General features: G+C 61.8%; 8 protein-coding genes. 5 read left to right on the top strand and 3 right to left on the bottom strand.

Translation table 11 applies throughout. The features are described from left to right. The first annotated feature begins 153 nt into the window (after positions 1-153). The 4 genes from FQ668_RS17245 (at position 154) to FQ668_RS17230 (ending at position 6,665) form a co-directional block, all read left to right on the top strand. The gene (locus tag FQ668_RS17245; RefSeq protein WP_019436845.1) at positions 154-1,044 is read left to right on the top strand and encodes an alpha/beta fold hydrolase; all 891 of its coding nucleotides are present in this window, start codon (positions 154-156) and stop codon (positions 1,042-1,044) included. Positions 1,045-1,184: 140 nt separating this feature from the next. After that, entirely contained in the window at positions 1,185-2,810 is a 1,626-nt protein-coding gene (locus tag FQ668_RS17240; RefSeq protein ID WP_004574224.1) for a methyl-accepting chemotaxis protein, read from the top strand. A gap of 741 nt (positions 2,811-3,551) precedes the next feature. Then, a complete protein-coding gene (gene mgtA, locus FQ668_RS17235; RefSeq protein ID WP_014591410.1) occupies positions 3,552-6,266 on the top strand; it encodes a magnesium-translocating P-type ATPase in 2,715 nt (904 codons plus the stop codon). A 21-nt stretch (positions 6,267-6,287) separates the two neighbouring features. Beyond that, positions 6,288-6,665, top strand: coding sequence for a DUF2493 domain-containing protein (locus tag FQ668_RS17230; RefSeq protein WP_014591409.1), 378 nt, complete (start codon positions 6,288-6,290; stop codon positions 6,663-6,665). A 105-nt stretch (positions 6,666-6,770) separates the two neighbouring features. On the opposite strand, the gene FQ668_RS17225 is transcribed toward FQ668_RS17230, so the two are convergent. Both FQ668_RS17225 and FQ668_RS17220 read right to left on the bottom strand, forming a co-directional pair. Then, complete coding sequence (locus FQ668_RS17225) at positions 6,771-7,997, bottom strand: MFS transporter (protein WP_014591408.1); 1,227 nt, start codon at positions 7,995-7,997, stop codon at positions 6,771-6,773. A 293-nt stretch (positions 7,998-8,290) separates the two neighbouring features. Continuing rightward, a complete protein-coding gene (locus FQ668_RS17220; RefSeq protein ID WP_019439082.1) occupies positions 8,291-8,845 on the bottom strand; it encodes a GNAT family N-acetyltransferase in 555 nt (184 codons plus the stop codon). Between the two features lie 151 nt (positions 8,846-8,996). On the opposite strand from FQ668_RS17220, the gene FQ668_RS17215 reads away from it, so the two are divergent. After that, entirely contained in the window at positions 8,997-9,851 is an 855-nt protein-coding gene (locus FQ668_RS17215) for a helix-turn-helix transcriptional regulator (RefSeq protein WP_019439083.1), read from the top strand. Positions 9,852-9,910: 59 nt separating this feature from the next. On the opposite strand, the gene FQ668_RS17210 is transcribed toward FQ668_RS17215, so the two are convergent. After that, the gene (locus tag FQ668_RS17210) at positions 9,911-10,786 is read right to left on the bottom strand and encodes a universal stress protein (protein ID WP_019439084.1); all 876 of its coding nucleotides are present in this window, start codon (positions 10,784-10,786) and stop codon (positions 9,911-9,913) included. Positions 10,787-11,016 lie beyond the last annotated feature (230 nt).

The following is an 11,016-nucleotide window of genomic DNA, read 5'->3' as shown; positions in this document are numbered from 1 at the left end:
GCCTGAATGCCCACTCAGGAACAGCGGGTCGTAGGCGTCACCCCCCACCACAGATGCAGCGCGCCGGGTCGCCTACGATAGTTTTCCCACGCCTTGTCGCGCGCCTTATATAGTGGCGGGCTTTTCCCGATTGAAGTCAAAGGAGTGGCACACATGCGCGTACTAACCCTGCTTGCGGCAATAGGAGCCAGCTTGTCGCTGTCCTCCACGTTGGCAGCACCGAGCCAGGCAGTGCCAGCGCCTGGTGAGCGCATTTCGGTGCAGGTCGAAGGCGCGGGGCCGGACGTTATCCTGATCCCTGGGCTGGCTTCATCACGTGAGGTATGGGCGGGGCTCGCCACTACCCTGCGCCAGCAGTACCGCCTGCATCTGGTGCAGGTTGCAGGTTTTGCCGGCTCGCCTGCCGTGCCTTCTGTAGGCGGTCGCGTGGCCGCTCCCGTTGCCGAGGCTGTTGCAGATTATATCCGCAGCCAGCACCTTGAGGCGCCAGCCATCGTTGGCCATTCGCTGGGCGGTGAAGTCGCGCTGATGCTTGGCGCACGCCACCCCGAGCGGGTAGGGCGGCTGATGGTTGTCGATGCGCTGCCGTTCTACACGTTACTGATCGATCCCACGGCAACTGCCGAAACGGCTTCGGCGCAGGCTGGTACAGTGCGCAGCGCGATGTTGGCGGCCCCGGCAGTGCAGGCCGAGGCCATGCAGCGCGCGGCCATCGACCGGTTGGCCAAGACGGCAGCGGTCAGGCCCGCACTGGTTGATGCGGCGCTGCGCTCGGACCGCCAGGCAGTAGCCGACGCCACCCATGAACTGATGATCACCGACCTGCGCCCCGAACTTGGCGATATCCAGGCACCGCTGGAGGTCGTGTATGCCTATGACTCCATGTATGGCATACCCGCTGCCAGCGTTGACGCAACCTTTGCTAAGGCCTATGCCGGGGCGCGGGGTGTCACCTTCAAGCGTATAGATGGCAGCTTCCACTTCATCATGCTGGATCAACCGCAGGCGCTCGCCGAGGCGGTAGTGGACTTCCTCAGGCGTTGAGGTTGGCCTCAACGCATTCCGTTCGGTTACCGCACATAACCGCATCTCGGCGCCTCAAGCCTGCGCCAGTACCTCCGATAGCAGCACACCCACCCTCGAATCATCGATCAGAAGTGGTGCCAACAAGGAGTACTGCCCGCATGCTTGCCAACCTGAAAATTCGCACCGGAATGTTCTGGGTGTTGTCGCTGTTCAGCCTGACCCTGCTGTTTTCGACTGCCAGTGCCTGGTGGGCTGCCGTGGGTAGCGACCAGCAGATCACTGAACTGGACCAGACTGCGCACCAGTCGGACCGGTTGAACAATGCGTTGCTGATGGCAATTCGCTCCAGCGCCAACGTGTCTTCGGGCTTTATCGAGCAGTTGGGTGGCCATGACGAGAGTGCAGGCAAGCGCATGGCGCTGTCGGTGGAGCTGAACAACAAGAGCCAGGCGCTGGTCGACGAATTTGTCGAAAACGCCCGTGAACCCGCCCTTCGCGTGCTGGCAACCGAGCTGCAGGCTACCTTTGCCGAATACGCCAAGGCGGTGGCCGGGCAGCGCGAAGCGACCCGCCAGCGTTCGCTGGAGCAGTACTTCAAGGTCAACAGCGATGCCGGTAATGCCATGGGGCGGTTGCAAACCCTGCGCCAGCAGCTGGTGACCACACTGAGCGAACGTGGCCAGCAAATCATGCTCGAGTCCGACCGGCGCCTGGCCCGGGCACAATTGCTGAGCTTGTGCCTGCTGGGCATGACCGTGGTGCTGGCGGTGCTGTGCTGGGCGTTCATTGCCCAGCGTGTGTTGCACCCCCTGCGTGAAGCCGGCGGGCATTTCCAGCGCATTGCCAGTGGCGACCTGAGTGTGCCGGTGCAAGGGCAGGGCAACAACGAGATCGGCCAACTGTTCCATGAGCTGCAGCGCATGCAGCAGAGCCAGCGCGACACTCTGGGGCAGATCAACAACTGTGCCCGGCAGCTGGACGCCGCCGCCTCGGCGTTGAACGCGGTCACCGAGGAAAGCGCCAACAACCTGCGTCAGCAGGGGCAGGAGCTGGAGCAGGCCGCCACCGCCGTGACCGAAATGACCACGGCAGTGGAGGAGGTTGCGCGCAACGCGATCACCACCTCGCAAACCACCAGTGAATCCAACCAGCTGGCCGCGCAAAGCCGCCGGCAAGTCAGCGAAAACATCGACGGCACCGAAGCGATGACCCGCGAGATCCAGACCAGCAGTGCGCACCTGCAGCAGTTGGTGGGGCAGGTGCGGGACATCGGCAAGGTGCTGGAAGTGATCCGCTCGGTGTCCGAGCAAACCAACCTGCTGGCGCTCAATGCTGCCATCGAGGCGGCCCGTGCCGGTGAGGCTGGGCGCGGCTTTGCGGTGGTGGCGGATGAGGTGCGCACACTGGCCTATCGCACGCAACAATCGACCCAGGAAATCGAGCAGATGATCGGCAGCGTGCAGGCGGGGACCGAAGCTGCGGTAGCATCCATGCAGGCCAGCACCAACCGCGCCCAGTCGACACTGGACGTGACCCTGGCCTCGGGGCAAGTGCTGGAGGGCATTTACAGTGCGATCGGCGAAATAAACGAGCGCAATCTGGTCATTGCCAGTGCGGCCGAAGAGCAGGCTCAGGTGGCGCGAGAAGTAGACCGCAACTTGCTGAACATCCGCGAACTGTCCAACCATTCCGCGGCGGGTGCGCAGCAGACCAGCGAGGCGAGCAAGGCGTTGTCGGGGCTGGTGGGGGAGATGACGGCGTTGGTGGGGCGGTTCAAGGTTTGAGGCGCTGCGCCTGCGTGGAACATTAAGATAAGGTTAAACTTATTTAAAGTTCCCCTTACGGGTTGACTTCGATACTACGCTTGAATAAAGTTCGACCGCCCCGAGCGCGGGGCCTTTTTTCCCTTCAATGAAGAATTCAATGGACACAGTATCTTGTCGCTGCCTGACCCTTGCCGAATGGCCTGGTCAGGCACTTGAACCGGAACACCGGTCCCGACACCCTGGTCGGGCAAGCCGCGCCAGAGCCTGATGCTCCGCCGTGACTTGCCGCCGCCGGTGTTGGCCGGTTGGAGGCAAGCTCATGAACCTCACTTCATTCGTTTCACATCGCCAGCCTGCGTGCCTTGCGCCGCAGCAGACCGGCGTCTGGCCGCGGCGTCTGCACGGCTACCTTGACCACCACCAGGAACCCCCAAGTAGATGCGGGGTGCTGGCGCGTCTTCATGCACGCTTGAGCCCCCGCACTTCTCACTGAATAAAAGATATTGAACGGTATCTTTGTGCTCGAACTTTTTACGTTAAAAGTTCGCGGGATAACTATTGCCCTGTGTTTATGAAAAGGAATCAAACCATGGATTGCGCGAGTAGAAAGTTCGCTGCCGAAACAACTTCCGACTCTCGGCAGCGGACAGACAACTGTCGGAAAGAACCAGCATTATTCAGCGACCCGACATGCCTTCGTTCACCGCCTGAGTGAAACGTCTGTGTGTCGTGCCGCCGCAGCGGCAGGAGCACAGCAACATGACTGTCAAACACCGTAACACCTCATCGGCCAAGGCCGAACGCGAAACCCGCCTGTCCACCCGCGCCGCCCGTGAAGCGCGCAATGGCCTGGCGGTCACCCTCGCCAACCTCGATGCCAGCGAACAGGGCCTGACCGAGCACGAAGCCGCCAAGCGCCTGGCGCGCGATGGGGCCAACCAGGTTGCCCACGACCCGCAACCCCACGCCCTGGTGCAGCTGCTCAAGGCCCTGAACAACCCGTTCATCTATGTACTGCTGACCCTGGCCGGGATCAGCTTCGTCACCGACTACTGGCTGCCGGTCAGTGCAGGAGAAGCAGACGACGCCGACCTGACCAAGGTCATCATCATCATGACCATGGTAAGCCTCAGCAGCCTGCTGCGCTTCTGGCAGGAGTACCGCTCGAACAAGGCTGCCGACGCGCTCAAGGCAATGGTGCGCACTACTGCCACCGTGTTGCGCCGCGAGCAGATCGGGCAAGCCCCGCGCCTGCGCGAAGTGCCCATGGACGAACTGGTGGCCGGCGACATCGTGCAGCTTTCTGCAGGTGACATGATTCCCGCCGATATCCGCCTGCTCGAAGCGCGCGACCTGTTTATCAGCCAGGCCGTGCTTACCGGCGAAGCGTTGCCGGTCGAAAAGTACGACACCTTGGGTAATGTCGCGCAGAAGTCGGCCGCCGAGCATGGCGCACATCAGGACAACCTGCTCGAGTTGCCGAACATCTGCTTCATGGGTACCAATGTGGTCAGTGGCCGCGCCCGCGCCGTGGTGGTGGCGACCGGCCGACGCACCTATTTTGGCTCGCTGGCCAAGGCCATTGCCGGTTCGCGCAGCCAGACCGCTTTTGACCGCGGCGTGAACAGCGTCAGTAGCCTGCTGATCCGCTTCATGCTGGTGATGGTGCCGGTGGTGTTCATGATCAACGGTGTGGTGAAAGGCGACTGGGGTGATGCCTTCCTCTTCGCGCTTGCCGTGGCAGTGGGCCTGACCCCGGAAATGCTGCCGATGATCGTCAGCGCCAACCTGGCCAAGGGCGCCGTGGCCATGGCTCGGCGCAAGGTGGTGGTCAAACGCCTGAACGCCATCCAGAACCTGGGCTCCATGGATGTACTGTGCACCGACAAGACCGGCACGCTCACCCAGGACCGGATCATCCTCGAGCACCATGTGCGCTTCGACGGCCAAACCGACAAGCACATCCTCGAGCTGGCCTGGCTCAACAGCCATCACCAAAGCGGCATCCGCAACCTGATGGACCAGGCCGTGCTGCATTTCGCCGGCCAGGACCGCCAGTTCCAGGCGCCTTCCGCCTACGCAAAGGTCGACGAACTGCCGTTCGACTTCATCCGCCGCCGCCTGTCAGTGGTGGTGAAGAATGCCTTGGGCGATCACCTGCTGGTAAGCAAAGGGGCGGTCGAGGAAATGCTCGCCATCGCCACCCATGTGCAGGAAGGCGACAAGGTCCTTGCCCTCGATCCGTGCCGCCGCCAGCAGTTGATGGCCAGTGTCGATGCCTTCAACCAGGACGGCTTCCGCGTGCTGGTGGTTGCCACCCGGGAGATCCCGGCGGCCGAAGGCAAGGCGCAGTATCACACCGAAGATGAGCGCGATCTGGTCATCCAGGGCTTGCTGACCTTCCTCGACCCGCCCAAGGAAACCGCCGGCCCGGCCATCGCCGCCTTGCGCGACATGGGCGTGCAGGTAAAGGTACTGACCGGCGACAACCCGGTGGTCACGTCCAAGGTCTGCCGTGAAGTGGGCCTGGCGCCAGGCCAGCCCTTGCTCGGCCAGGACATCGAGGGCATGGACGACACCACCCTGAAGCTTCAGGTGGAGGAGCGCACCGTCTTCGCCAAGCTCACCCCGCTGCAGAAATCACGGGTGCTCAAGGCCCTGCAGGCCAATGGTCACACCGTGGGCTTCCTTGGCGACGGCATCAACGACGCCGCCGCCCTGCGCGATGCTGACGTTGGTATCTCGGTGGACAGCGGCACCGACATCGCCAAGGAATCGGCCGATATCATTTTGCTGGAAAAGAGCCTGATGGTGCTCGAGGAGGGCGTGCTCAAAGGCCGCGAAACCTTCGGCAACATCATGAAATACCTGTGCATGACTGCCAGTTCCAATTTCGGCAACGTGTTCTCGGTCCTGGTGGCCAGTGCGTTCATTCCGTTCCTGCCGATGCTGGCGATCCACTTGTTGCTGCAAAACCTGATGTATGACTTTTCCCAGCTGTCGCTGCCCTGGGACCGCATGGACAAGGCGTTCCTCAGCAAGCCACGCAAATGGGATGCCCGCAACATCGGCCGCTTCATGTTGTGGATAGGTCCTACGTCGTCGATCTTCGACATCACCACGTTCGCCCTGATGTGGTACGTGTTCGCCGCCAACAGCGTCGAAATGCAGGCGCTGTTCCAGTCTGGCTGGTTCATCGAGGGCTTGCTGTCACAGACGCTGGTAGTGCACATGCTGCGCACTCGCAAGGTACCGTTCTTCCAGAGCACCGCCGCATTGCCGGTGGTATTGGCAACGGGGCTGGTCATGGCATTGGGTATCTACATCCCGTTCTCCCCGGTGGGCGCGATGGTTGGCCTGGTGCCGCTGCCGTGGGAGTACTTCCCTTGGCTGGCCGCCACCCTGCTGGGCTACTGCGTGGTCGCCCAGGCCATGAAGACCCTCTATATCCGCCGTTTCGGCCAGTGGTTCTGAGCGATGCAAGGAGAGCAGACCATGCGAGTATTGATTTGTGCAGGACGCAACTACGCCGACACCCGGCGTTGCCGCCAGGCCTTGGACGACGTCCAGCGCCAGCGGCCGATCCGGGTGTTGATCCACGGTGGCAGCCAGTTCCTTGGAGGGGAAATCGAAAGCTGGGCGCGCGAGCATGGCGCCGATCTGGTGCGTTACCCGCCAAACTGGCAGCTGCACGGCAAGCAGGCCGAACGCTTGCGCAACCTGTTCATGCTCAATGACAGCCGCCCTGACCTGTTGCTTGCCTTGCCCGGTGGCGATGACACCGAGGAGCTGCTGGCCAGGGCCCGTGGCGCCGAGGTTCAGGTGATGTGCGCCAGGCAACCGCGCCATCCCGAGCGGGGCGATTGCAGCTAATGCAAGCGCCTGGAGCCTACGGTACCTGTGGGAGCGGGCTTGCCCGCGAAGCAGGCGCCTCGGTTTCACGGCCCCACGCTTTGAGCAGCCGCCCTGGGCGGCTGCTTAGCCTGGCTGCGCCGCCAGATCGTTACTGACATTGCGCCCCAGCACCAGCACGGTGACAAAGCCACAGCCCACCAGCGCCGTGGCCAGGCTCAGCAGCACCGCAGTGCCCATATGGTCCACGACTTGCCCGCCGAAGAACGAGCCCACGGCAATGATCACCTGGAACATGGCCACGAACAGCGGCATGCCACGTTCGACATCCTTGGGCGCCACGACAAACATCCAGATATTGGCACATGCCGGGAACGCACCGAAGGCAAAGCCCCACAGTGCGATCAGCATGGCGGCACCCGTCATGCCGGTGGCGAAGTGCGGGAACAGGGCGGTGCTGATAGCGATCATGAGCGCGACCAGCATCAGGGTATGCCGCACGCTGCGGTTGGCAGCAAAGCCGGCGAAGATGTTGCCCATGAAGCCGGCCACGCCATACAGCAGCAACAATGAACCGATCGTAGGCCCGTCAAAGCCGGCATTCTGTTTGAAGAACGGTGCGACATAGGTGTACGCAGCAAAGTGCGCCAGGCCGATCAGCAACACGGCGATCAAACCGACCCGTGCTTGCGGGTTGATGAACAACGCCGGCAGGTCGCGGATGCGAATGGCCTTTTCCGGCATCAGCCGCGGCAGCAGGAAGACCTGTGCCAGCAGCACCGGTACGCCTACCAGTGCAGTGACCAGGAACGTCATGCGCCAGCCCATCAGGCCACTCAGCCAGGTGCCGACAGGCACGCCCACTACCGTCGCCAGGGTTACGCCCGCCATGATGATGGAGTTGGCTTTGGCTACGCCCATCCCGTCAGGTGCCAGGCGGCCGCTGAGGGCGATGGCTGTCGCCCAGAAGCCGCCGATACTGATACCCAGTAGCACACGGCCGACCAACAGCAGGTTGAAGTCGCCGGCGTAGGCCACGATGGCGTTGGCGATGATCATGATCAGCGTCAGGCCGATCAGCAGGTAGCGCCGGTCCAGCGCGCCGACGCCTACGGAAATCAACGGGGCGGCTAACGCAGCCATGATCCCTGGCAGGGTCACCATCAGGCCGGCAAGGCCTGCACTGATGCCAAGGTCGCTGGCCACATCGTTCAGCACCCCCACCGGGAGGAACTCACTGGTGACCAGGGCGAAAGCACCCACGGCTACCGAGAGGATTGCCAGCCATTGCTGGGTCACGCTTTGTTGGCTGTGTTCGGGAAGGCCGCGAGGGGCCTGGCTGTTGCTTGGCATGGGTTAGGTTCCATGAGGGATCTCGCCTGTAGCAGGCGCAGGAGCGGGGGGATTTGCAGGGGATTGTAGAGGCGGCCGTGCCAGGCCGACAGGCAGGCCGCTCGATAGTAATCATCAGTGCAATCGATGAAACGCCCTGTGGAGAGCGCGCTGGCAGCGACTACGCCCTACCGGTGCCGCACCGGTGCAGGCCATGGCAATTTGCAGCCTGCAGCGTCAGCTTCTCTTTCCTGCGTCGTATACCGGGTGTGCCCAGCGAGTGATCGAACGCACCGTACGGGCGTCGCCGTCGGCTAGTTATGCTGTTGCTCACCCTCCACCCACTGCTGGTAGGTGATGCGGCTGATGTGCTCAGTACGATAGTCGTCGAGGAAGCGGTTGTGCTTGTTTTCTTCGGTGTGATGATGACGGAAGCCACACTTCGCCTGGGCAGCCTGTGACTGGCTGTTGTCAGTGTAGTAGCCACACCACAGTGCCTGCAGTTTCAGGGTTTCGAAGGCGTGGCGCATGACTTCCCGCACAGCCTCCGGAACCAGGCCTTTGCCCCAGTAGGGAACCCCGATCCAGTAGGAAATTTCACCTTCCTGTTCACTGATCTCGAAGTTGCTGTTACTGCCAGTCAGCAGGCCGACACAGCCTACGACACGTTGATTCTGCTTGAGCTCAAGGGCGTACACTTCGGGGTGGTTGAACACTTCGCGAATGACCTCGCGGCTGTGCTCCACACTGGTGTGCACAGGCCAGCCCGCAGCGGGGCCGACGCGCTCGTCCTTGGCATATTCGTACAAATCAGCAGCGTCGCTCTCCAGCCAAGGGCGAAGCAGCAAACGTTCGGTTTCCAATTTCATGTCCTGTACTCCTGTCTGGTCCGTTGGGCCAGCGTATGGCCGACTGGCCACGCGGTAAACGTCACTACCTTGGCATTATCGGTACTTTTCGAAACTGCACGGGTGCTTGATGTTAGGCTGTTGGCTCTATCTGGCGGTGGTACCGAGTGCGATGCATCACATTCCGAAACTTTACGCGGCTGGTGATCCGATCCAGACAGGTGAAAGCACGCTTGCCGACGGGCAGGGGGCGCCACTGTCGTTCGGTCATGCCTATCTGACACTGCTTGTGTGCCTGTCCGGGGCTGCCCGTTTCACGCTGAACTTCAAAGAGCATGCTGTCAGGCGCGCAGATGTGCTGGTGCTGGCCGAAGACACCATAGCCTTGCTCAAATGTCGCTCACGGCGTTTCAAGGTGTTTTTCTGCCTGATACCGCAAGCACTTGCTGCCGAGGTCGCCTACCCACTGCCCAATTCATTGTTCGTCTTTCTGCACGACCATCCGCACTGTGTACTTGCCGAAAGCGAGAGGCCGCTGCTGGAAGGGTGGCTGAGGCAGATGCGCGATATTGTGCGGTGCTGTGCCACTTATCAGCACATCATGCTGCGCAACCAGCTACAGAACCTTTTCCTGAAGATTGCCGAGCAGCTTCCCGTGTTACCGACAGCAGGCAGGGCGTTCAGCCGCAAGGAAGCGCTGAGTTGGCGATTCTGGGAGCTGGTAGGCAAACACAGCACTCGGCAGCGCGAGGTTAAGTTCTATGCCGACGCGCTTAACATCACCCCGTTCTATCTGTCGCAACTGACAAAGGTGTATTTCAATGCCAGCCCGAAAGGTTTGATCGATCGGCAGGTGACCTTGGAAATCAAGGCACTGCTTTCCTACAGTAATCACGCTGTCGGGCAAATTGCCGATGCGCTCAGTTTTGCCGACGCGTCTTACCTGTGCCGCTATTTCAAGCGTCAGACCGGTTTTTCGCTTTCCAGCTACCGCAGGCAAGCGCAGAACATGCAAGGGCAGGGCTGACGCTTGCACAGCGGCGCCTGCCGAGGGCGCTTATCAGCGTGCTCGGCAGGCACGGTATGCTATGGCGAGACCAGCACATCACACTGCGATTCGCTCAGTACATGCTTGGTGACGCTGCCCACCAGCAGTTCCTCCAGCGCGCTTGCCCCCTGCTTGCCGACCACGATCAGGTCGCACTCCAGCTCCTGTTCCTGCTCTGCAATGCGCCAGCCAGGGTCACCGTGCACAAGGATCTGCCGTGCATCGGCCAGGCCGGCAGCCTCACTCAGCGCCGCGAGCTGTACTTGTGCATCCTTGCGGATGACATTGCGGTAGTGGGTGAGGGTGTCGTGGTCGAGATGGGCGAAGCGCACGCTGGCTTCGAACGGGGCTTCGTACACATGCAGCAGAATGATCTCTGCTTGCGGTGCAATGGCCTTGGCCAATTCGATGGTGCGCAGTGAAACGGACGAAAAATCGACTGGCACCAGCACGGTGCGGTAGGCATCACGAGGGGCCGGCTTGACCACTAGCAAAGGGCAGGGCATGCGGTTGAGCAGTTTCTGCACGGTCGAGCCCAGCAGCAGGCGCCGTGCCACGCTCTGGCCCCTGGCCCCACACACCAGCAGGTCGCTGTGCTTGTCCTGCACCACCCGGTTGATCTCCGTGATCACCGAGCCGCTGGCGACCTGCACGCCAGCGGAGATACCGTAACGCTGGAACAGCAGTGCTGCCAGTGCGTGGGTTTTCTCGCCTGCGCTATCCAGTACGCGTTTCAACAGATCGTCATCAGGCGTCACCAACTGTTTGAGGCGCTCGAAGGGTGCCGGGTTGGCAACGTAGAGCAGGTCCAGCGAGGCCTGTTGCGCATCGCTCAGGTAGGCAGCGCGCTCAGCGGCGTTGCGGGCATGTGGGGAAAGGTCGGTGGCAACCAGTATGTGTTTCATCGGGTTCATGTGGGGCTCCTTGGCCAAGGCCGCGCACAGCGATCAAGCGGTAAACCTTGAGCACTGTGCGCCTGGCGGTGCTTGAGTCATTCCTTGCGTGCAGCCATCGTCGCGCGAACCCGGCGCGAGGGCTTGATCTGGGTCAATGGCGTGCAGGTGTAGCGGCACGTCATGCCGCCAACAGCACTGCCGGTGTAGCTGCAAGGCTGATTACCCAGGGCTGGCGGGCTGCCTCATTA

The organism is Pseudomonas sp. Kh14, from assembly GCF_900291005.1.
GTDB lineage: Bacteria > Pseudomonadota > Gammaproteobacteria > Pseudomonadales > Pseudomonadaceae > Aquipseudomonas > Aquipseudomonas alloputida.
The sequence above is the reverse complement of the archived record's forward strand: the minus strand, read 5'-3'. Positions and strand labels throughout refer to the sequence as shown.